Source organism: Azonexus sp., from assembly GCF_047638095.1.
Taxonomy (GTDB): domain Bacteria; phylum Pseudomonadota; class Gammaproteobacteria; order Burkholderiales; family Rhodocyclaceae; genus Azonexus.
The window spans coordinates 1-21,191 of record NZ_JBLJBW010000021.1 but is presented as its reverse complement, the minus strand read 5'-3'; the positions used below and the strand labels follow the sequence as shown (position 1 = coordinate 21,191).

Sequence of the window (21,191 nt, the reverse complement as noted above, 5' to 3'; positions counted from 1 at the left end):
GGCAAGCGGGCCATTTCATTACCCTGCCCTCTCCCTGATCGACCATGCTTCCCGCCCTGACCTTGCTCCTCGTTTGCCAGCTCCTGGGTGAAGTCGTCATCCGCGCCCTGGGAGCCGGCACCGCGACACAGGCTTTGCTCGCGCCGAAGTCCGTCACCACGCCGATCGTTATAGATTTGAACGGCCCGTTTACTGCCGCCCTGCTACCGGCCATTGCCCACTGGCTGCTTTAAAGAAGAAAGTCATGGGCCGATCCAAGGTTTTTGCATAAAAGCACATCGGGCGAGCTCAGAGCGCAGAGCATTAAACGCGGATTGGCGCGGAGCAAATCTGATGACACGGATAAAATCGTAAGCGAGAGCCTTTGATCCGCGTTTATCCGCGCACATCCGCCGAATCCGCGTTAAACAAGAAAGTCATGAGCCGATCCAAAGTTTTTGCATGAAAGCACATCAGGCGAGCTCAGAGCGCAGAGCATTGAACGCGAATTGGCGCGGAGCAAATCTGATGACACAGATAAAATCGTAAGCGAGAGCCTTTGATCCGCGTTTATCCGTGCACATCCGCCGAATCCGCGTTAAACAAGAAAGTCATGAGCCGATCCAAAATTTTTGCATGAAAGCACATCGGACGAGCGCAGAGCGTAGAGCATTGAACGCGGATTGGCGCGGAGCAAATCTGATGACACGGATGAAATCGTAAGCGAGAGCCTTTGATCCGCGTTTATCCGCGCACATTCGCCGAATCCGCGTTAAAGCAAGACGCTATAACGGGATGATGTCGGTATCCAGCAGGCTGGGCAAAAAGCCCCCTTGTTGCCGCATTTCCTTGCGCCGTGACATTTTTTCCTGCACCTGCGGCGGCAGCTCGGTAAACAGGATGAGATTCTTTTTGATCAGCAGTTCGATGGTGTCTTCCAGCGCCCGCACGAACTCGCGATCCAGTTCGTTGAGTTCGTTCTGCCGCCAGCGTTCGTGAATGAACTGCAGCACCTCGGGATCATCAGCCTGGGCTGATTCCCGCGCGGTGTCGCAGAGCGTCGGGTGTAGTTCGCAGATTTTCCCCTGGGCATCACGAGCAACATAGAGCATGTTTTTCCCCTCGAAGCATGAATTACCGGCCAGTCTGCCGGAGCGTACGAAACCCTGCAATTACCCGGAAGGGCAGGCAGGCGTGAACCAGGACAAATGGCCTCAATAATTGCGCACCGGCCCCTTGATCGGCATTTTCGCTTTGCCATGAAAAGTCGCCGGCGGTACCGGCGCGCCGCCTTTGCGCGGCGCTTTTTCCTGGCCGACGATGCGCACCGATTGCTCATTCGGCTGCTGGCGCTTGGCGGTGATTTCCAGACTGCTGGCGCGCTGTAGCTGCGGCCGCTCGAACGCCTCACGCGCGATGCGGGCGCGCTCGGCGGCAATGCGTCGATCGATGGCTTCTGTCGAGAGTGCGCGCTCGCTGAGCTGCTGGCGCATCCCCAGTAAGGTTTCGAGCTCCGGGCTCATGGTCAGGGAGCGCTGCGCTGTACCCCATTTTTCCTTGGGCTGGTTGACCGCCGCCTGAAAGGTTTCCGGATCGCTGACCAGGCGCGCAAGATCGGTGCGGTTGTTGCGCATAGCCCACTCCAGCGCGCCATCGCCCCAGTCGTTGCGTGCATCCACCCGTGCGCCGCGCGCCAACAAGGTTTTGGCCAGCTCGGCATGGCCTTCATAAACGGCCATCATCAAAACGCTCGAACCGTTGGTGCTTTGCGCGTCGATATCTGCGCCCTGCGCCAGCAAATATTCCGCCACCGCCGTATGTCCGCCGAAAACGGCGTAATGCAAGGGCGACCAGCTGCGCGCCGGCGCATTGATGCGCGCGCCGCGTTCGAGCAACCAGCGCACGGCATCCATTTTGCCGCGCCAAGCCGCAAGGGCCAGCGCCGATTCGCCGTTGTGATTGCGCAAATCGATCTCCGCCCCGCGTGAAATGAAAAAGCGCATCAACTCCAGATTGCCTTCCCAGGCACCGATCATCAGGCCGGAACCGATGCGGCTGCCCAGAAAATCCGGCGATAATCCGGCATCCAGCCAGGTCGTGGCAAGTTTCATGTCGCCCAATTCCATCTGCGTGCTGAAGGTCACCGGGTCGGGCAATTTCACCGCCGTAGTGCCGGGCGCAGCATACAGCGAGGGCGCGCAGCTCACCGCAAGGCCCATCACGATTATCATGGCGGCCGTCAGTTGCCTGACACAACGCATGTACGCCAAATTTTTCGTCTCAAGCTGCGCTTTATTCATCCTCTGCCTTCCCTAAGCTGTTGCATTCCATCCCCCATTCTCGCATGTTGCGCCCAATCTCACTGCCTGCCGCCGCCCCCGGCTCCCGCCTTGGGTTCGCGCTGGCGGCGTCCCTGCTCGCCCATGCGCTGATACTGGCCACGCCCCACCCGACACCCCCTTCTGCGCGGACTGTGCCGCCGCCTTTGCAAGCCAGCTGGCGCGCAGCGCCCCCGCCTCCGGCAGCACCGCCAACGGCACCAGAATTGCAACTGCCGCCGGAAGCGGCTGCCCACCCCGCGCCACCACCGACTGCCCCAAAAGCCCCGGCGGCACGGGCAAAAACCTGGACGCAAAGCGTACGCGAACAATTCGCCAAACAGCAGCACAGCGGGCAGTTCTACCCGGTAGAGGCCATCACCCAAGGCTTGGAAGGCGAGGCGCTGGTCTATTTCATCCTCGACCCGGCTGGCAATGTCAGCGCCGCGCGCATCGAGGAAAGCAGCGGTCATGCGCTACTCGACACCGCCGCCGTGCACGCGGTGCGCCGCCTGCGCGGCCTACCGGCAGACGCCCCGCAAGAAGCCTTGCTGCCGGTGCGTTTTCGCTTGCGCTGAAGAGGCTTGCTTCAAGGCAGTTCGCTTCGTCACTCGCCCTCTGACGGACTTTGCCGGACTTAGTCGGCACCAGTTTGGCAACGGATGCGCTACCGGCCTGCAGGCCGGGGGATTCACGAAACGCATGGCCTTACATCCGCCGCCACGGCCTGCGGCGCCCAAAATACCAGCGGCAGGCTCGCTCCCCAGAGCCGTTCCAGCTTGTCGGCCAAAGCAGCTGGATCGGCGCTCGTCCCGGCCAATAAACGCCCTTGCCCACCGCCGGCACGCTGTTCGGCCTGCAGGCGACGGGTCAGCTGGCGGGCGACGGCAGCCCCCGTATCGACCAGCTGCGTACCCGGCGACAAACGCTGCGCAATTTGAAGGCTTGCCCAAGGGTAATGCGTGCAGCCCAGGACCACAGTGTCGACCTGCGCCGCCTGCAAGGGCGTAACGTAACGATCGAGTAAAGCCGCCACTTTCGACGAATTCGGCCCCTCATTTTCTATGGCATCGGCGAGCCCGGTGCACGCCTCTCCGAAAATTTCTTTGCCCGCGCCATAGCTTGCCAACAAACGCTGAAAACGTTCGCTTTCTAAAGTGCGCTGCGTCGCCAGCACACCAATGCGCCCATTGCGGCTGAGTTCTACCGCCGGCTTCAAACCCGGCTCGAGGGCAACGACCGGCACGTTCACCGCAGCACGAATCGCCTCGGCGGCAACGGCGCTCGCCGTATTACAGGCGATTACCAATGCCTTGGCGCCAGCCTGCTGCAAGGCTTGCGCAATCGCCACACAGCGCGCGCGCAAAAATTCGGCCGGACGCTCGCCATAGGGAAAATAGCGCGTGTCGGCAAAATAAAAAAAATCTTCTTCCGGCAGTTGTTCGCGCAAGGCGCGCAAAACGGTCAGCCCACCGAAGCCAGAATCAAAAACGGCCACCGGCGAATGCAGCGTATGGCTTGAAAAATTCAAACGCGCACTCCCTGGTGGACCATGGTGTGTCTGCTCAATTTCCGTTTACTGCGTGGCCTGGCATTTCTTCATGAAAGAATTTTTGGCGGCACCGGCGAGAGGTTTGCCGTTTTTATCGATGGCTTGCGTCGAGCAGCTCTCGCGCTGGCATTTTTTCATGAACGAGCTTTTTGCCGCGCCCGCCAAAGGTTTGCCATTTTTATCCACGGCCTGCGCCGCACAATCTGCGTTAGCCAAGGCGGAGCCGCTGGCAAAGAAAGCAACTGCAAACAAAGCAAAAATTTTCTTCATGGTTTTTCTCCGTTGCGACGAAAGTGGAAAGCCCCCGCACGAAAATTCGCCGGGGGCGCGTATTTTACGCTGGGCCAAACCGTTTTACATACGCGCAATCATGGCCGCGCCAAATTCTGAGCAGGACAATTCTTCTGCGCCTTCCATCAGGCGAGCAAAATCGTAGGTGACTTTTTTGTCGCCAATCGCCGCTTCCATGGACTGAATGACCAGATCGGCCGCTTCCTTCCAGCCCAGGTGGCGCAGCATCATTTCAGCGGACAAAATGAGCGAACCAGGATTGACCTTGTCCAGCCCGGCATACTTTGGTGCCGTGCCATGCGTCGCCTCAAACACGGCGTAGCTGTCGGAAATGTTCGCCCCTGGCGCAATGCCGATGCCGCCCACCTGCGCCGCCAGCGCATCGGAAATGTAATCGCCGTTCAGATTGGTGGTGGCGATCACGTCGTATTCCGCCGGGCGCAGCAGGATTTGTTGCAGGAAAGCGTCGGCAATGGCGTCCTTGATGACGATCTCGCGCCCGGTCTTCGGGTTTTTCAGACGGCACCACGGGCCACCGTCGATCGGCTCGGCCCCGAATTCCTCACACGCGATCTGGTAACCGGTGTCGCGAAACAGCCCTTCGGTGAATTTCATGATGTTGCCTTTGTGCACCAAGGTCACCGATTTACGGTCGTTGTCGATGGCGTACCTGATGGCCGCCCGCACCAGGCGCGCCGTACCTTCGACCGACACCGGTTTGATGCCGATACCGGAAGTTTCCGGGAAACGAATTTTCCTGACGCCCATTTCCTGCTGCAGGAAGGCGACCACCTTCTTCACGCCCTCGGAACCTGCCGCCCATTCGATGCCGGCGTAAATATCTTCGGTGTTCTCGCGAAAAATCACCATGTCGGTCAGCTCCGGCTGTTTCAAGGGCGACGGCACGCCTTTGAAATAGCGCACCGGACGCACGCACTGGTACAAATCGAGCTCCTGGCGCAGGGCCACGTTGAGCGAGCGGATGCCGCCGCCCACCGGCGTCGTCATCGGCCCCTTGATCGACACCGCATAGGTTTTCAGCGCATCGAAGGTTTCCTTGGGCAGCCACTCGTCCGGGCCATAGAGGCGCACCGATTTTTCACCGGCATACACCTCCATCCAATGAATCTTCTTTTTGCCGCCGTAAGCCTTGGCCACCGCGGCGTCGATCACCTCGATCATCACCGGCGTGATGTCGATGCCGATGCCGTCGCCCTCGATGAAAGGAATGATCGGATTGTCCGGCACCGGCTGGCCGGGAACGATTTTTGCGCCAGCTTGTGGAATCTGAATATGAGAGGTCATGGCAACTCCTTTGTTGATTTTGTCGAGCGAGAAAGGCCGCGCCAAAGATGCAGCCCAACGGCGGCTGCTTGTCTCCGGCAGCCTGCGTTAAACATTATGGGGAAAGATTGCAGCAAAAGAAATGCGCCAGCGCAAATCAGCGGCGGTGCTTTGCCCGGAAGCATTTTCCCGGAACCATTCCCCCTCTCCCGCCTCGAAACCGGAAATGACGTTGGAGCATCCCATGCCGCCCGATACCGAAGCAAAACCTGCCGCCCCGCCCGCCTGGCGCAAACCGCCGCCGTCGCCGCTGCTCAAAGGCACGGCGGAAAAAATCATCAGCCTGCGCCGCTGGACGCCGCGCCTGTTTTCCTTGCGCCTCACCCGCCCGCCGGCCTTTCGCTTCCAGCCGGGGCAATTCGCCCGCCTCGGCGTAGACGGGCCGGGGATGGGTGGCCTAAGCAGCACCATCTGGCGGCCTTATTCGATGGTTTCGGCGGATTACGACGAATATCTGGATTTCTTCTCCATCCAGGTGCCGGACGGCGCTTTCACCTCGCGGCTGGCCAAACTCAGCGTGGGCGACACGGTCTATGTGGAAAAAACCGCCTATGGCTATCTCACCACCAGCCGCTTCGTCGGCGGCAACGCCCTGTGGCTGCTCGCCACCGGCACCGGCATCGCGCCTTTTCTTTCGATTTTGCAGGACCCGGCAGTGTGGGCGCAGTACGCGCACATCGTCCTCGCCTACAGCGTGCGGGAAGCGGCCGACCTGGCGTATCGGGACGACATCGCCGCCTTGCCGCAACACCCGCTGTGGGCGGAACACGGCCACAAGCTGCGTTTCATTCCCATCGTCACGCGGGAAAGCGTGCCGGGCGTGTTAGCGCAACGCCTGGACGCTGCCATCGCCGACGGCAGCCTGGAAACTGCGGCACAGCTCGCGCTCGATGACGAGGCCCGCATCCTGATTTGCGGCAACCCGCAAATGCTCGACGACGTGCGCACCGCCCTCACCGCCCGTAATCTGCGCCCCGACTTGGGCCGCGCGCCGGGGCATTTTGCGACGGAGAATTACTGGTAGCGCAGGCAATCTCAACGAAGGGCTGTGCCGGCTTGTGCCGCAGCAGAGCCCAACAGCAGAATCACATTTCCATGTCTTGCTTCTACAAATCCTCGACCCGGTATTCGCTGTAGCCCTCGTAGTAGTAGCTGACGTCGATACCCTTCATGAAAAGCTCGCGGTCGTTGATTTTGTCGGTCAGAGCGGCTTTGAGCAGGTGTTTGATTTCCACGTCTTTCACCACGCTGCGCTCCATGGCAGAAAGGTAGTCCTCCTTGCCCACCGCATTCCAATCAACGACGCGCTGGATGCGATGCTTGAGAATCAGATCGAGCCAGATGCGGGTGGCGCGGCCATTGCCTTCGCGAAAAGGGTGGGCGACATTCATCTCGACATATTTTTCGACGATCTGCTCGAATGTATTTTCCGGCATGGCGCCGATGTATTCCAGCGATTGCGGCAGATACATGCGCGGCGCAAATCTGAAGTTGCCTTTGGCGATATTGACGTCACGCATTTCCCCAGCGAATTGATAAATATCGCCAAACAGATAGGCATGAATCTGTGCCAGGCCTTTGAACGTGCCAATTTCCATGCGGTCAATATCCTTGCTTTCAAAGAGCTGCTTGGCTTTTTGTTTGCTGATTTTTTCCTCGGCCTTGCTCAGTTCGAGCTGGTCAGTGATATTCAGTTTGTTGGGCAACGCCATGTTCGTACTCCTATCGTTCGTAAGCGCTCAGCTCCGAAATATCTCCCCCTCCGCGCCAACTTGTGCGACAACGGGGTCAGCCGATTTCAAACACTGCGCAGCAGAATCTTCGAGCGCCGTTGCCAGTTGTACATTTCTTTTTTCTCCGCCGGCAAATCATCGACCGTGCCCAATTTGAAACCGCGCTCGACGAACCAGTGCTCGGTGCGGGTGGTCAGGACGAACAGGCGCTTGATGCCGGCCTGGCGGGCGCGGCGCAGGATGCGTTTCATCAGCTGTTCGCCGTAGCCCCATTCGCGGTGATCCGGATTGACCGCCAAACAAGCGAGTTCGGCTTCCTCCTCGGTGTGCTGGTAGAGCGCGGCACAGCCGACGATGATGCCGTCGTGCAGCATGATGGAGAAACGCTCGATCTCCTGCTCCAGCAATTCGCGCGGGCGATGCACCAGAATGCCTTCCTGCTCCATCGGCTCGATCAGGGCGATCAGCGCCGGGATGTCGTCGGCCTTGGCTTCGCGCATGTTTTCCAGCGATTCGCGGGTGACCACGGTGCCGACACCGTCATGGGTGAACAATTCGCGCAAGAGTGCGCCGTTTTGCTCATAGCTGATGAGATGCACGCGGCCCACGCCGGCGCGGCTGGCGCGCACGGTGCAGGGCAGGTAGCGACGCATGTCGGGGGTCAGCCAGTCGGCCGCAGCGAGCAGCTTGGCGGCCTCGTCGGCGGTCAGCTCGTCGAGCAATTCGCCTTTCTTGTCGGTGACGCCGGTGCTGTCCGTGAGATAAACGAGCTTGTCCGCCTTCAGTGCCACGGCCACGGCCTCGGCCACTTCTTCCATTTGCAGATTGAAGATTTCGCCGGTCAGGGACGGACCTTCGCAGTTGAGCAGCACGATATTACCCAGCCCCAACTGGGCAATGATGCCTTCGGCATCGACCTTGCGCACCTTGCCGGCGTATTGCATATCGATGCCGTCGAGCACGCCAATCGGCTGGCCGTTGATGAAATTGCCGCCGATGACGCGGATGCGGCTGTTGGCCATGGGCGTGTTGGGCAGACCTTGCGAGAGCAAAGCTTCAATCTTGAGAAAAACGCTGCCCACGGCATCGAGCACACAGGTCAAGCTTTCCGCATCGGTGACGCGGTAGCCCCGGTGATAGTTCGATTCGATCCCTTTTTCGCGCAGCGCCTCCTCGATCTGCGGCCGCGCGCCATGCACCAGCACCAGGCGAATGCCCAGGCTGACCAGCAGATTGGCATCGTAGGCCAGGGTTTTGATGAACTCGCTGGCAATCGCCTTGCCGCCAAAGGCGAGGACGAAGGTTTTGCCGCGAAAGGCGTTGATATACGGGGTCACCTCGCGAAACCAGGTGACGAAATGCTGTTCGTAGGGCGTGTCGCTCATTTTTCAGGGTTCGTTTCAGGGCTCGTTTTAGTCATTTTTTTCATCAGCCGCCAGGGCCGCTTCGATGCGCTCGCACACAGTGCGCAAAATCTTGATGCGGGCAAAGCTCTTGTCATTGGCTTCCACCAAGGTCCACGGTGCCAGATCCGTAGAGGTGCGATCAACCATGTCGCACGCGGCGAGCAGGTAATCGTCCCATTTTTCACGGTTACGCCAATCTTCGGCGGTGATTTTGAAACGTTTGAAATCGGTCGCCTCGCGCTCTTTGAAGCGGCGCAACTGCTCGTCGGCGGAAATTTGCAGCCAAAACTTGATGACCAGAGCGCCATCTTCTTCCAGTTGATGTTCGAAATCATTGATTTCGGCATAGGCGCGCAGCCAGTCTTCTTCTTTGCAAAAGCCCTCGACCCGCTCGACCAGCACCCGACCGTACCAGGAACGGTCGAAAATCGTCACCCGCCCGGTGCGCGGCACGTTGCGCCAGAAGCGCCAGAGATAGGGCTGGGCGCGTTCCTCTTCGGTCGGCGCAGCAATCGGCACGATCTGATAATGGCGCGCATCCATCGCCTCGACCAGACGGCGAATGCTTCCCCCTTTGCCCGCCGCATCAGAGCCTTCAAAAACCAGCACCAGGGAATAGCGCCGGGTAAAGCGCGCATCACGCAACAGCGCCGATAAACGGGCCTGATAGCGGGCAAGCTGGCGCTCGTAGTCTTTTTTGCCCAGGCTTTGCGTGAGGTCGAGTTCGCCCAGCACGCTACGTTTGTCCACCGCATGATGCACCGGCGGCGCGACCGGCACCGGCAGCACCGGCTGTTTCAAGCGGCGCTGCATGGCATCGCGGATCACCCGCCCAACCGTCAGCGAGCGGTAAGCATCATCGGTGCCTTCGACGATGATCCACGGCGCTTTGGCCGTGTTGGTGACGCGTAAGACATGGCTCGCCGCGGCCTGCAGTTGCGCGTAGGTTTTTTGCCGGGCGTAGATTTTTTTGCTCACCCGCCAAGCCGTGTGCGGGTTGCTTTCCAACAGCTTCAGGCGTTTTTTCTGCGCCTCGCGCGAAAGATGAAACCAGAATTTGAGCACCAGTGCGCCCTCATTGACCAGCATGGCTTCAAAACGGTTGATTTCTTCCAGCCGTTCGGCAAGTTCGGCGCGCCCCATCTCGCCACGGATGCGCTCGGCAATCGGCTGCGAATACCAGGAACCGGCGAAAATGCCGATCTTGCCCTTGGCGGGCAAGGCCCGCCAATAACGCCACATATAGGGGCGCTCACGCTCTTCGTCACTCGGCTCGGCAAAGGCAAGCGTCGAGATGTGGCGCGGATCCATCCAGGAATACAGCAGGTTGATGGTTTCGCCCTTGCCGCTGCCATCCACTCCAGACACCAGGATGACGACCGGGAAAGCCTTCTGCGCCAGCACTTCGTATTGAATGTCGAGCAGTTCCGCCCGCAAACGCGGTGCCTCTGTCTTGTACAGGTCTTTGTCGATGTAATGCCCGAGTTCCGCCGATTCAAACATTGCCTTCTCCCGATGATGTTGCGCCACCCCAATCGCCCCACAGGGTTTGCAGCGCGGCCAGCGCCGCCAATCCTGCCGTTTCCGTGCGTAATACGCGCGGCCCCAGGCTCACCGCCTGAAAACCGGCCTGCTGCGCAGCACGCATTTCCTGCGGATCCAGCCCGCCTTCCGCACCGATCAAAAGCTCAATTTTTCGCTGCCGTGGCAGCGCGTGCAAACTGAGTGTCGCCTGCGGTGCCAGCACCAAGCGTAATGTATCGGATGCCGGCTGCGCCAGCCAATGCGCCAAACGCTGCAAGGGGGCGACCCGGGGCACACGATTTCGCCCGCATTGCTCGCAGGCCGCAACCGCCACCCCCTGCCAGTGGGCCACCCGCTTGGCGGCGCGCTCGCCCGCCAATTTCAGCACGCTGCGCCGGCTCTCTACCGGCACGATCGTCGTCACGCCGAGCTCCACCGCTTTTTGCACGGTGAAATCCATTTTTTCACCGGCCTGCAGAGCTTGCACCAGGGTGATGTCGAGCGGCGATTCACACTCGATTTCCTGCCAGGCCCCCAGTTCAACCCAGACGCGATCTTTTTCGATGCGCAACAGCCGCGCCGGGTATTGCCCGCCCTGCCCATCAAATACAAACAAGGCCGCGCCAATGCCAAGACGCAAAACGCGTACGGCGTGGCGTGCCACCGGTGCGGGCAATTCCAGCACGGCGGCTGGTGCTAAAGCTTCTTGACAATAAAAACGTGGCGCATTCATCCTGCTATTATGCGGCAGCACAGACTGTCGTGCGCAGCCAGACCAACAGTGAAACGCCAACGCGACACCCAGCACGGAGAGAGACATGGCCGCCCTGCAACCGCCTACTTGCGCCTTCGGCAGCCCGGCAGCAGATTTTTCCCTGCCCGGCGTCGACGGCAAATCCTGGTGCCTCGCCGATTGCCGTGGCCCGCGCGGTCTTCTGGTGATGTTCATTTGCAACCACTGCCCCTATGTGCAAGCCATCATCGAGCGCCTCATTCGCGATTGCCGCGAGCTGGCTCAGCACGGCATCGGCAGCGTCGCCATCATGAGTAACGACACCACCGCCTATCCGGAAGACAGCCTCCCCAACATGCAGCGCTGGGCGCGCGAGCGCAACTTCCCTTTTCCTTATCTACTCGACGAAACACAAGACACGGCGCGCGCCTATGGCGCAGTGTGCACCCCGGATTTTTTTGCTTACAACGCCGCCCTCGAACTACAGTACCGCGGCCGGCTCGATGCCAGCGGGCGACACGCGGCACCGGCCGATGCCGAACGCGAACTTTTCCTGGCGCTGCGTGACATTGCTGCACACGGCCGAGGTCCAGCCCGACAAAACGCCTCGATCGGCTGCTCGATCAAATGGCGCACGCCTTAATCTGACACACTGTTAACACACACACTTTCCGCTATGATCCGCCCCACTTTGTTTTTTGTGCTGCAACCATGACTCAAACCCCGGCCAGCCCTGACGCGCTCCGCCTGCACCTGGCATACCTGCAAGCCGTCGTTGCCAGCATGGCGCAAGGCATCAGCGTATTCGACCAGCACTTGCGTCTGCGCGTATGGAATGCCCGCTTCATCGAAGTACTGGATCTGCCGCCAGAAATCGTCGTCGAAGGCGTGGAATTTGCCGACCTCATCCGCATTCCGGCCGAGCGCGGCGAATACGGCCCGGGCAACCCGGAAGATTACATTCGCGACATCTGTGCTCTGGCCCGCCAATTTCTGCCGCACCGTTTCGAACGCGCCCGCCCGGCCGGGCGCACCCATCTGGTACAGGGCGAACCGCTCCTGCTCGACGGGCAACTGGCCGGTTTCATCACCACCTACACTGACATCAGCGAGCAAAAAGCCGCGACCGCCGCCTTGCAGGCGCAGCACGAGCTTTTAGAAACCGTCATCGAATCCGTGCCTTGTGGGATCACGATGTTCGACAAGGATTTTCGTCTGCAATTGGCCAACTCCCGCTTTCGCCAACTGCTCGACGTGCCAGACGAATTTTTCACTTCACCCGCCCCCAGCCTGGGCGATTTTTATCAGCTCAATGCGCAGCGCGGCGAATACGGCCCGGGCGAACCCGAGCTTATCGTCAGCCGCCTGCTGGCGCGCGCCCAACAACACCAGGCCCATCATTTCGAACGCACCCGCCCGAACGGCCAGACACTCGACGTGCGCGGGCGGCCCATGGCCGACGGCGGCCTGGTCACCATTTACACCGACATTTCCGACCGCGTCGCCAGCGCAGAAAAAGAAAAACTCGCCCAAGTCGTCTTCGAGCACACCCCGGCCGGGATTTTCGTCACCGACGAGCGCCTGGCCATTCTCTCCAGCAACCCTTCGGCAAGCAGAATGACCGGCCTGACCCCGGAGCAAATCATCGCCTGCCCGGCCTTCGACTTCATCGACCGCAGCACCTCCTGGCAGCAACACGAATTACACACCGCCCTTTCTCTGCACCACAGCTGGCGTGGCGAGATCCGCTTGCGGCGCGCCGACGGTGAGACCTTCCCCGCCAGCCTGCGCATCAAACAGGTAGAAGACCAGCTCAACGGCGTGCCACAGCGTTATATCTGGATTTTTGCCGATATCACCGAGCGCAAAGAACACGAAGCGCGCATGCAGCACATCGCGCAGCACGATCCGCTCACCGGCCTGCCCAACCGTCTGGCCCTGCTCACCCGCCTCAGCCACCTGCTGCCGGAAGCACGCCGGCACGATTGGCGCGTCGGCGTGATGTTCATCGACCTGGATCGTTTCAAAACCATCAACGACACCCTCGGCCACCAGGTCGGCGACCTGTTGTTGCGCGAAGTCGCCACGCGCTTGAGCGCCGTCATCCGCGAAACCGATTTCGTTGCCCGCCTGGGCGGCGACGAATTCGTCATCATCCTGCCCGGCATTAGCTCACCGGCAGATGCCGCGCTGGTTGCCAGCAAGGTGATCAACAGCCTGGCCCCGCCGATTCAGGCTGACGGCAATGAACTGCACACCAGCCCCTCGATCGGCATCAGCCTCTTCCCGGACGATGGCAGCGACAGCCACGACATTCTAAAAAACGCCGACACCGCGATGTATCACGCCAAATCGGCCGGGCGTAACAACTATCAGTTTTTTGCCCCGAACATGAACCAGGTCGCCCTGGAACGTATGAATATCGAGCGCAAACTGCGCCGCGCCGTCAGCAATCAGGAATTCGCCCTGCAATTCCAGCCGCAGTTCGATACCGCCAGCGCCATGCCGACCGGCGTCGAAGCCCTGCTGCGCTGGCATCACCCGGTGGATGGCGTCATTGCCCCCGACCGTTTCATTCCGATTGCCGAAGAAACCGGACTCATCGTCGAAATCGGCGACTGGGTCTTGCACACCGCCTGCCGCGAAGTCAAACGCTGGATCGACCAGGGTTTGGCCCCGCTGCGCATCGCCATCAACGTCTCTGCCCGCCAGCTGCGCCGGCGCGATTTCTGCGAAATTGTTGCCGGCGTGCTAGCCGAATCCGGGCTGCCGCCAGAATTACTGGAACTGGAAATCACCGAAAGCTCGGTAATGGAAAATCCGGAAGACGCCACCTTGATCCTCGCCCGCCTGGGGCGCATGGGCATCAATCTGGCCATCGACGATTTCGGCACCGGTTATTCCTCGCTCGCCTACCTCAAACTCTTTCCTATCGACCGCCTGAAAATCGACCGCTCTTTCGTGCGCGACATCGAATATGACCTGAACGATCGCGCCATTGCCTTTGGCACCATTGCGCTGGCCCACTCCCTGGGCCTGAAAGTCATCGCCGAAGGCGTGGAAACCGACGACCAACTGGAACTGTTGCGCAGCAACGATTGCGATGAAGTGCAAGGTTTCCTCTTCAGCAAGCCCCTTGACGGCCCCGCCGCCTTTGCCTTTCTGCACGCGCGCCAGCAAGGCGGGTAAAATCCGCCTTTTCCCGCTTTCTGGAGCTGTTGCATGGCACGCCCGACCCTCTCCCGCTATCTTCTTGAAGAACACCGCTGCGCTGGCTGCGTACCGTCCGACCTCAATTTTCTGATCAAGATCGTCGCCCGCGCCTGCCTGCACATCTCGGTGGCCATCGGCAAAGGCGGTTTGGGCGACGTGCTGGGCGAGGCCGGCAGCGACAATGTGCAGGGCGAAGCGCAGAAGAAACTGGATGTGCTGTCCAACGACATCCTGCTCGAAGCCAACGAATGGGGCGGCTACCTGGCCGCCATGGCCTCGGAAGAAATGGATCTGCCCCACCTGGTGCCCAACCGCTTCCCCAAAGGCAAGTATCTGCTCACCTTCGATCCGCTCGACGGCTCTTCCAACATCGACGTCAACGTTTCGATCGGCACCATTTTTTCCGTGCTGAAATGCCCGGACAACGCCGACCTCTCCACCCCGGAAGCCGCCCGCCAGGCCTTTCTGCAAGCCGGCACGACACAGGTCGCCGCCGGCTATGCGCTGTACGGCCCGACCACCTTGCTGGTCTTGAGCGTCGGGCGCGGTGTCGCCATGTTCACGCTCGACCGCGAGCATGGCCAGTTTCTGCTCACCCAGGAAAACGTGCAAATTCCGGCACAGACCAAAGAGTTCGCCATCAACATGTCCAACCAGCGTTTCTGGGAAGCCCCGGTGCAGCGCTATGTCGGCGAAATGCTGGCCGGCAAAGAAGGGCCGCTGGGCAAGGATTACAACATGCGCTGGGTGGCCTCGATGGTGTCCGACGTACACCGCATCATGACGCGCGGCGGCATCTTCATGTACCCGATGGACGAAAAAGTCCGCGCCCAGGGCGGCAAGCTGCGCCTGATGTACGAAGCCAACCCCATGGCCTTTCTCGTCGAGCAGGCCGGCGGTGCCGCCACCACCGGCCGCCAGCGCATCCTCGACATCATCCCGCACGACCTGCACCAGCGGGTGCCGGTCATCCTCGGTTCGAAGGAAGAAGTGGACCGGGTGACGAGCTATCACGTGGGCTAAAACCTGGGGGGCTAAAACCCGGGCTAAAACCTCGGCATTCACTGCAAAGACGCGGAGAACGCCGAGGAAACCTTGGGAAGTTCTGAATCAATCAAAACCGTTCGGGCTGAGCCTGTCGAAGCCCCCGATTTTGCAGGTGATGCCCTTCGACAAGCTCAGGGCGAACGGGTTTGTTAAGCGCTTCCCCAAGGTTTTAAGCAAGCACAATCTATCCAACGCCCCCCTTTTTCGCCGATAATCCCGGCTTTTCAGCAAGCTGGGCTTCCGGATCATGAGCGTCTGTCTTCCCCCCAAATTCACTCCCCTGACCAATGCCATCCGGGCGCTGGCCATGGATGCCGTGCAACAGGCCAACTCCGGCCACCCGGGCGCGCCGATGGGCATGGCCGAAATCGCCGAAGTGCTGTGGCGGCGTCATCTGCGCCACAATCCGGCCAACCCGCAGTGGGCCGACCGCGACCGTTTTGTGCTCTCCAACGGCCACGGCTCGATGCTGATCTACGCCCTCTTGCACCTCACCGGCTACGATCTTTCGATCGAGGACCTGAAGAATTTCCGCCAGTTGCACGCCAGAACGCCGGGGCATCCGGAATACGGCTATGCGCCGGGCGTCGAGACCACCACCGGGCCGCTCGGCCAGGGCATCACCAACGCCGTCGGCTTCGCGCTGGCGGAAAAAGTGCTGGCCGCCGAATTCAACCGCCCCGGCCACACCATCGTCGACCACCACACCTACGTTTTCATGGGCGACGGCTGCCTGATGGAAGGCGTCTCGCACGAAGCCTGCTCGCTCGCCGGCACGCTCGGCCTTTCCAAATTGATCGCCTTCTGGGACGACAACGGCATTTCCATCGACGGCCACGTCGAAGGCTGGTTCACCGACGATACGCCGAAGCGCTTCGAAGCCTACGGCTGGCACGTCATCGCCAATGTCGACGGGCATGATGCCGAGGCCATCGAAAAAGCGCTGCTCGCCGCCCGCGCCGAAACCGGCAAGCCCAGCCTGATCTGCTGCAAAACCATCATCGGTGCCGGTTCGCCCGGTAAGCAGGGCAGCCACGACTGCCACGGCGCGCCGCTCGGCAAGGACGAAATCGCCGCCGCCCGCGCCTACATCGGCTGGAACCACCCGCCGTTCGAGATCCCGGACGATATCTACGCCGCCTGGAACGGCAAGGCGCGCGGCGCAACTTTCGAGGAAAACTGGCAGCGCCGCTTTGCCGATTACCGGGCTGCCTTCCCGGAACTGGCCGCCGAATTCGAGCGCCGCGTCATCCGGGGCGAACTGCCTGCCACCTGGGAAGCGACCAAGACCGCCTATCTCGCCAGTTGCCGCGACAAGGCCGAGAACATCGCCAGCCGCAAGGCCTCGCAAAACGCCATCGCCGCGCTGGTGCCGGCGGTGCCGGAAATTTTCGGCGGCTCGGCCGATCTGGCCGGCTCCAACCTGACCTTCGTCAAGGGCAGCAAAGGCGTCACCCGCGCAAGTGGTGCCAACGGCGGCGGCAATTACTGTTACTACGGCGTGCGCGAATTCGCCATGACCGCAATCGCCAACGGCATCGCGCTGCACGGCGGCCTGATTCCCTACACCGCCACCTTCCTCGTTTTCTCGGACTACGCCCGCAACGGCATCCGCATGGCAGCGCTGATGAAGCAGCGCCAGATCATGGTCTACACCCACGACTCCATCGGTCTCGGCGAAGACGGCCCGACGCACCAGCCGATCGAACACATCCCCAGCCTGCGCATCATTCCGAATCTCGACGTTTGGCGTCCGGCGGACGCCACCGAAACCGCCATCGCCTGGGCGAGCGGCATCGAACGCACCGACGGCCCGACCCTGCTCGCCCTGTCGCGGCAAAACCTACCAACGGTGACGCAAAACGTCAGCAATGCCGACATCGCCCGGGGCGGCTACATCCTGTCCGAGGCCGCCGACGCCAAAGCCGTGCTCATCGCCACCGGCTCCGAAATCAAGCTGGCGCTCGACGCGCAGGCGGCGCTGGCGGCCGAGGGCATCGCGGTGCGCGTGGTGTCGATGCCATGCAGCAACATTTTCGACCGCCAAGACAAAGCCTACCGCCTCGAGGTATTGGGCGCGCACCTGCCGCGTCTGGCGATCGAGGCGGCGCACCCAGATTTCTGGCGCAAATACGTCGGCTTACATGGCGACGTGCTGGGCATCGAGCGCTTCGGCGAATCGGCCCCGGCCAACCAGCTGTTCGAGCTGTTCGGTTTCACCGTCGCCAACGTCGTTGCCAAGACGAAAGCGCTATTGTCCTGATCAAAGGCGCTGCTCTCCTGATTTCGTACTACCCACACAGAGGAATTCATCCATGACTATCAAGGTTGCCATCAACGGTTTCGGTCGCATCGGTCGCTGCACCCTGCGCGCGATTTACGAGCAAGGGCTGCAAAACGAATTCGACGTCGTCGCCATCAACGCCTCCGGCGATCTGGCAACCAACGCCCATCTGCTGAAATACGACACCACGCACGGCCGTTTCACGACGCCGGTGACGACCGAAGGCGAAAACTGCATCATCATCGATGGCAAGAAAATCCCTTTTTATTCGACCAAAAACCCGAAAGACATCGACTGGGCGAAGCACGGTGTCGACGTCCTGCTCGAATGCACCGGGGCCTACACCACCAAGGCCAAGGCGCAGGCGCTGCTCGAACAAGGTGCCAAGCGCGTGCTGATTTCCGCCCCGGGCGGCGACGACGTGGACACCACCATCGTCATGGGCGTCAACGAAAACGCCCTGCAAGCCGGCATGACCGTGGTTTCCAACGCGTCCTGCACGACCAACTGCCTGGCCCCGGTGGCCAAGGTGTTGTCCGACAACATCGGCATCAAGTCCGGTTTGATGACCACGGTGCACGCCTACACCAACGACCAGGTGACGGTGGACGTGCGCCACAAGGATCTGCGCCGCGCCCGCGCCGCCGCCGCCAACATCATCCCGACCAAGACCGGCGCCGCCAAGGCGGTGGGCCTGGTGCTGCCGCAACTGGTCGGAAAATTCGACGGCTTCGCGCTACGCGTGCCGACCATCAACGTCTCGCTGGTCGATCTCACCTTCACCGCCGAACGCGAAACCACCAAAGATGAAATCAACGCCTTGATGAACGCCGCCGCCAACGGCCCGCTCAAGGGCATCATGGCGGTCAATGACGAGCCGCTGGTGTCGTCCGATTTCAACCACACCACCGTTTCTTCCACCTTCGATGCGACGCAGACGCGGGTGCTGAAGGCCGCCGACGGCTCGACCCTGGTCAAGGTGCTGGCCTGGTACGACAACGAGTGGGGCTATTCCTGCCGTATGCTTGACGCCGCCCGCGCCTGGATGAACGCCCGCTGAACCCTGTTTTTCCACACATGCAACGCCCCGTCCAAGCGGGGCGTTTTACCCTCTTCAACGTAATCCCGCCACTCCCCAAGGAAACACTCATGGCCAGACGTTGTTTGCCCTGCCGTCCACCCGACTTTTTCAACCTCCACTACTGAAAGATCCACCATGCGTCAAGAAAGTGATTTTCTGGGTTCCAAGAACCTGCCCGACGATGCCTACTGGGGCGTACATGCCGAGCGTGCCGTCGAAAACTTCCCCATCAGCGGCCAGACCGTGGCCGAAATGCCCAATCTGATCCGCGCCTACGCCTACGTCAAAAAGGCCGCCGCCCACGCCAATCTGGCCATGGGCATGATCGATACCCGTCAATGTGAGGCCATTTCCCAGGCCTGCGACGATGTCGCTGCCGGCCACTACGACGCCCATTTCGTCACCGACGTGATCCAGGGCGGGGCCGGCACTTCGACCAATATGAACGCCAACGAGGTGATCGCCAACCGCGCCCTGGAAATTCTCGGCCTGGAAAAAGGGCGCTACGACGTGATCCACCCGAACGACCACGTCAACGCCTCGCAAAGCACCAACGATTCCTACCCGACCGCCGTCAAAATGGCCACCTGGTACGGCATACAAGACCTGCTCAAGGCCCTGGCGGCACTGCGCGGCGCGTTCCAGGCCAAGGCCGACGAATTTTCCGGCATCCTGAAAATCGGCCGCACCCAGCTGCAAGACGCTGTGCCGATGACGCTGGGCCAGGAATTCGCCTCTTTCGTCTCGATGATTGCCGACGATGAAAAACGCCTGAAAAATTCCGCCTTCCTGATGTGCGAAATCAATATGGGCGGCACCGCCATCGGCACCGGCATCAACGCCCCCGTCGGTTACGCCGATGCCGTGACCGCGAAACTTGCCGAATTCTCTGGCGTGCCGGTCGTCAAAGCCGAAGACATGATCGCTGCGACCAGCGACACTGGCGCATTCGCCGACATTTCCGGCATCCTGAAGCGCATCGCCGTCAAGCTCTCGAAAATCAGCAATGACCTGCGCCTGCTCTCCTCCGGCCCGCAAGCCGGCGTCGGCGACATCAAGCTGCCGGCCCGCCAAGCCGGTTCCTCGATCATGCCGGGCAAGGTTAATCCGGTGATCCCGGAAGTGATGAATCAGGTCTGTTTCGAAGTCATTGGCAACGACGTCGCCATTACCATGTGCGCCGAAGCCGGCCAGCTGCAACTCAATGCTTTCGAGCCACTGATGGCCTGGTCGCTGCACAAGAGCCTGAAACACCTGGCCAATGCCTGCCACACCCTGCAAGTGAATTGTGTCGAAGGCATCGAAGCCAACGCTGATCTGCTGGAGAACCGCATCGCCGAATCGGTCACCCTGGTCACTGCGCTCAACCCGCTGATCGGTTACGAAAAATCAGCCAAGATCGTCAAAACCGCCATTGCCAGCGGCAAACCGATTGCCGTCGTCGCCGAAGAGTTGGGCATCATGGATCAAGCCAAGCTGAAATCCCTGCTCGTTGCCGACAAACTCACCGTTCCCGGCGCACTGGGCAACTGAGCCCGCCCGCTCCCCCGAGGCCTTCATTTGAAGGCCTTTTTTGTGAGCGCTGTCACGCATCTACAAGCCGAAAACCACCCGCTTTCATTTACAATACAAGGTTTTGGAGAATCCCATGCCGATTTACGAATACCGCTGTGCGGCCTGTGGCGCTCACCAGGAACATTTGCAGAAAATGAGCGACGCTGCCCTCACCACCTGCCCGCAATGCGGCGCGCAGGCTTACAGCAAGCAACTTTCCGCCGCCGGCTTCCAGCTCAAAGGCAGCGGCTGGTACGCCACCGACTTCAAGGGCGGCCACCAAACCCCGCCTGCGCCCCCTTGCCAGACCGGCGACAGCGCAGGTTGTGCCGCCTGCCCGGCGGCGAATTAAGGCCGCCTCGCCGCCGTGCTCAAACGTTACTTCCTCACCGGGCTGCTGATCTGGGTGCCGCTCGTCATCACCGTCTGGGTGCTATCGCTCATCATCGACACCCTGGATCAATCCTTACGCCTCCTGCCCAGCGCCATCCACCCCAAGACCCTGCTCGGCTTTGCTTTGCCGGGCGTCGGCGCGCTGCTCACGCTGGCCATGATTTTGCTCACCGGTTTACTGGCCGCCAATTTCATCGGCCAGAAGCTCGTGGGCTGGTGGGACCAACTATTGTTGCGCATCCCGGTGGTGAACTCCTTGTACAAGGCGATCAAGCAGGTTTCCGATACCCTGCTCGCGCCCAATGGCAATGCCTTTCGCAAGGCACTCCTGATCGAATATCCGCGCCGCGATGCCTGGACCATCGCCTTTCTTACCGGCGCGCCAGGCGGCGATTTGCGCAATCATCTGAGCGGCGAATACGTCAGCGTTTATGTGCCGACCACGCCCAATCCGACCTCCGGCTTTTTCCTCATGCTGCCGAAAAGCGATGTCGTCGAACTCGACATGAGCGTGGACGAAGCACTCAAATACATCATTTCCATGGGTGTGGTGGCACCGCCGCCGCGCCCTTACAAAACTATCCCGGCAAAAAATCCGGCTTCTTGAACCAAGGCAACTTTCATGCGTACCCATTACTGCGGACAACTCAACGCTTCCCTGAACGGCCAGACGGTCACCCTGTGCGGCTGGGCGCATCGCCGCCGCGACCACGGCGGCGTCATCTTCATCGACCTGCGC

General features: G+C 60.7%; 20 protein-coding genes. 11 read left to right on the top strand and 9 right to left on the bottom strand.

Annotated features, from left to right (window positions below):
* The first annotated feature begins 44 nt into the window (after positions 1–44).
* Positions 45–233, top strand: coding sequence for a hypothetical protein (locus tag ACM62Q_RS07305; protein WP_415035075.1), 189 nt, complete (start codon positions 45–47; stop codon positions 231–233).
* Positions 234–764: 531 nt separating this feature from the next.
* Here ACM62Q_RS07305 and ACM62Q_RS07300 read toward each other — a convergent pair.
* Positions 765–1,091 carry a hypothetical protein gene (locus tag ACM62Q_RS07300; RefSeq protein WP_415035073.1) on the bottom strand — a complete coding sequence of 109 codons (327 nt, stop codon included), beginning with the start codon at positions 1,089–1,091 and terminating at the stop codon, positions 765–767.
* 102 nt (positions 1,092–1,193) lie between these two features.
* Positions 1,194–2,210, bottom strand: a complete 1,017-nt coding sequence (locus tag ACM62Q_RS07295) for an ankyrin repeat domain-containing protein (RefSeq protein WP_415035071.1) — start codon at positions 2,208–2,210, stop codon at positions 1,194–1,196.
* Positions 2,211–2,323: 113 nt separating this feature from the next.
* On the opposite strand from ACM62Q_RS07295, the gene ACM62Q_RS07290 reads away from it, so the two are divergent.
* Entirely contained in the window at positions 2,324–2,875 is a 552-nt protein-coding gene (locus tag ACM62Q_RS07290) for an energy transducer TonB (RefSeq protein WP_415035069.1), read from the top strand.
* Between the two features lie 113 nt (positions 2,876–2,988).
* On the opposite strand, the gene murI is transcribed toward ACM62Q_RS07290, so the two are convergent.
* The 3 genes from murI to icd all read right to left on the bottom strand — a co-directional run bounded on the left by murI (position 2,989) and on the right by icd (position 5,445).
* Positions 2,989–3,828, bottom strand: coding sequence for a glutamate racemase (murI, locus tag ACM62Q_RS07285; RefSeq protein WP_415035067.1), 840 nt, complete (start codon positions 3,826–3,828; stop codon positions 2,989–2,991).
* Between the two features lie 45 nt (positions 3,829–3,873).
* On the bottom strand, positions 3,874–4,119 hold the full coding sequence (locus ACM62Q_RS07280) for a hypothetical protein (protein WP_415035065.1): 246 nt from the start codon (positions 4,117–4,119) through the stop codon (positions 3,874–3,876).
* A gap of 84 nt (positions 4,120–4,203) precedes the next feature.
* A complete protein-coding gene (icd, locus tag ACM62Q_RS07275; RefSeq protein ID WP_415035063.1) occupies positions 4,204–5,445 on the bottom strand; it encodes an NADP-dependent isocitrate dehydrogenase in 1,242 nt (413 codons plus the stop codon).
* 223 nt (positions 5,446–5,668) lie between these two features.
* On the opposite strand from icd, the gene ACM62Q_RS07270 reads away from it, so the two are divergent.
* Positions 5,669–6,508, top strand: coding sequence for a ferredoxin--NADP reductase (locus tag ACM62Q_RS07270; protein ID WP_415035061.1), 840 nt, complete (start codon positions 5,669–5,671; stop codon positions 6,506–6,508).
* Positions 6,509–6,590: 82 nt separating this feature from the next.
* Here the strand turns inward: ACM62Q_RS07270 and fic are convergent, their stop codons facing one another.
* The 4 genes from fic to ACM62Q_RS07250 all read right to left on the bottom strand — a co-directional run bounded on the left by fic (position 6,591) and on the right by ACM62Q_RS07250 (position 10,880).
* A complete protein-coding gene (gene fic, locus ACM62Q_RS07265) occupies positions 6,591–7,196 on the bottom strand; it encodes a protein adenylyltransferase Fic (RefSeq protein WP_415035059.1) in 606 nt (201 codons plus the stop codon).
* 86 nt (positions 7,197–7,282) lie between these two features.
* Positions 7,283–8,602, bottom strand: a complete 1,320-nt coding sequence (argA, locus tag ACM62Q_RS07260) for an amino-acid N-acetyltransferase (RefSeq protein ID WP_415035057.1) — start codon at positions 8,600–8,602, stop codon at positions 7,283–7,285.
* A gap of 27 nt (positions 8,603–8,629) precedes the next feature.
* Positions 8,630–10,126 (bottom strand): polyphosphate:AMP phosphotransferase, encoded by a 1,497-nt coding sequence (gene pap, locus ACM62Q_RS07255; protein ID WP_415035055.1) that lies wholly within the window; start codon positions 10,124–10,126, stop codon positions 8,630–8,632.
* Positions 10,119–10,880: a 16S rRNA (uracil(1498)-N(3))-methyltransferase gene (locus tag ACM62Q_RS07250; RefSeq protein ID WP_415035053.1), complete on the bottom strand. Its 762-nt coding sequence runs from the start codon at positions 10,878–10,880 to the stop codon at positions 10,119–10,121. Before ACM62Q_RS07250 ends, pap begins: the two co-directional genes overlap by 8 nt.
* A gap of 85 nt (positions 10,881–10,965) precedes the next feature.
* On the opposite strand from ACM62Q_RS07250, the gene ACM62Q_RS07245 reads away from it, so the two are divergent.
* From ACM62Q_RS07245 to ACM62Q_RS07210, 8 genes are all read left to right on the top strand, one after another.
* Positions 10,966–11,523 carry a thioredoxin family protein gene (locus ACM62Q_RS07245; protein WP_415035051.1) on the top strand — a complete coding sequence of 186 codons (558 nt, stop codon included), beginning with the start codon at positions 10,966–10,968 and terminating at the stop codon, positions 11,521–11,523.
* Positions 11,524–11,591: 68 nt separating this feature from the next.
* Positions 11,592–14,069 (top strand): EAL domain-containing protein, encoded by a 2,478-nt coding sequence (locus ACM62Q_RS07240; RefSeq protein WP_415035049.1) that lies wholly within the window; start codon positions 11,592–11,594, stop codon positions 14,067–14,069.
* A gap of 33 nt (positions 14,070–14,102) precedes the next feature.
* Positions 14,103–15,116, top strand: a complete 1,014-nt coding sequence (locus ACM62Q_RS07235) for a class 1 fructose-bisphosphatase (RefSeq protein ID WP_415035047.1) — start codon at positions 14,103–14,105, stop codon at positions 15,114–15,116.
* A gap of 271 nt (positions 15,117–15,387) precedes the next feature.
* Positions 15,388–17,403 carry a transketolase gene (tkt, locus tag ACM62Q_RS07230; protein WP_415035043.1) on the top strand — a complete coding sequence of 672 codons (2,016 nt, stop codon included), beginning with the start codon at positions 15,388–15,390 and terminating at the stop codon, positions 17,401–17,403.
* A gap of 52 nt (positions 17,404–17,455) precedes the next feature.
* Positions 17,456–18,484, top strand: coding sequence for a type I glyceraldehyde-3-phosphate dehydrogenase (gap, locus tag ACM62Q_RS07225; RefSeq protein WP_415035041.1), 1,029 nt, complete (start codon positions 17,456–17,458; stop codon positions 18,482–18,484).
* Positions 18,485–18,640: 156 nt separating this feature from the next.
* Positions 18,641–20,038, top strand: a complete 1,398-nt coding sequence (locus ACM62Q_RS07220; RefSeq protein WP_415035039.1) for an aspartate ammonia-lyase — start codon at positions 18,641–18,643, stop codon at positions 20,036–20,038.
* Between the two features lie 115 nt (positions 20,039–20,153).
* On the top strand, positions 20,154–20,411 hold the full coding sequence (locus ACM62Q_RS07215; protein WP_415035037.1) for an FmdB family zinc ribbon protein: 258 nt from the start codon (positions 20,154–20,156) through the stop codon (positions 20,409–20,411).
* A 15-nt stretch (positions 20,412–20,426) separates the two neighbouring features.
* Positions 20,427–21,059 carry a DUF502 domain-containing protein gene (locus ACM62Q_RS07210; RefSeq protein WP_415035035.1) on the top strand — a complete coding sequence of 211 codons (633 nt, stop codon included), beginning with the start codon at positions 20,427–20,429 and terminating at the stop codon, positions 21,057–21,059.
* The last annotated feature ends 132 nt before the right edge of the window (positions 21,060–21,191 follow it).

Coding starts and splice junctions, on each gene's coding strand:
- ACM62Q_RS07235 (WP_415035047.1), top strand. CDS start 14,103: ATGGCACGCCCGACCCTCTCCCGCTATCTTCTTGAAGAACACCGCTGC.
- ACM62Q_RS07270 (WP_415035061.1), top strand. CDS start 5,669: ATGCCGCCCGATACCGAAGCAAAACCTGCCGCCCCGCCCGCCTGGCGC.
- ACM62Q_RS07280 (WP_415035065.1), bottom strand. CDS start 4,119: ATGAAGAAAATTTTTGCTTTGTTTGCAGTTGCTTTCTTTGCCAGCGGC.
- ACM62Q_RS07245 (WP_415035051.1), top strand. CDS start 10,966: ATGGCCGCCCTGCAACCGCCTACTTGCGCCTTCGGCAGCCCGGCAGCA.
- ACM62Q_RS07295 (WP_415035071.1), bottom strand. CDS start 2,210: ATGATAATCGTGATGGGCCTTGCGGTGAGCTGCGCGCCCTCGCTGTAT.
- gap (WP_415035041.1), top strand. CDS start 17,456: ATGACTATCAAGGTTGCCATCAACGGTTTCGGTCGCATCGGTCGCTGC.
- argA (WP_415035057.1), bottom strand. CDS start 8,602: ATGAGCGACACGCCCTACGAACAGCATTTCGTCACCTGGTTTCGCGAG.
- pap (WP_415035055.1), bottom strand. CDS start 10,126: ATGTTTGAATCGGCGGAACTCGGGCATTACATCGACAAAGACCTGTAC.
- ACM62Q_RS07300 (WP_415035073.1), bottom strand. CDS start 1,091: ATGCTCTATGTTGCTCGTGATGCCCAGGGGAAAATCTGCGAACTACAC.
- ACM62Q_RS07240 (WP_415035049.1), top strand. CDS start 11,592: ATGACTCAAACCCCGGCCAGCCCTGACGCGCTCCGCCTGCACCTGGCA.
- ACM62Q_RS07220 (WP_415035039.1), top strand. CDS start 18,641: ATGCGTCAAGAAAGTGATTTTCTGGGTTCCAAGAACCTGCCCGACGAT.
- ACM62Q_RS07215 (WP_415035037.1), top strand. CDS start 20,154: ATGCCGATTTACGAATACCGCTGTGCGGCCTGTGGCGCTCACCAGGAA.
- fic (WP_415035059.1), bottom strand. CDS start 7,196: ATGGCGTTGCCCAACAAACTGAATATCACTGACCAGCTCGAACTGAGC.
- ACM62Q_RS07290 (WP_415035069.1), top strand. CDS start 2,324: ATGTTGCGCCCAATCTCACTGCCTGCCGCCGCCCCCGGCTCCCGCCTT.
- tkt (WP_415035043.1), top strand. CDS start 15,388: ATGAGCGTCTGTCTTCCCCCCAAATTCACTCCCCTGACCAATGCCATC.
- ACM62Q_RS07250 (WP_415035053.1), bottom strand. CDS start 10,880: ATGAATGCGCCACGTTTTTATTGTCAAGAAGCTTTAGCACCAGCCGCC.
- icd (WP_415035063.1), bottom strand. CDS start 5,445: ATGACCTCTCATATTCAGATTCCACAAGCTGGCGCAAAAATCGTTCCC.
- ACM62Q_RS07305 (WP_415035075.1), top strand. CDS start 45: ATGCTTCCCGCCCTGACCTTGCTCCTCGTTTGCCAGCTCCTGGGTGAA.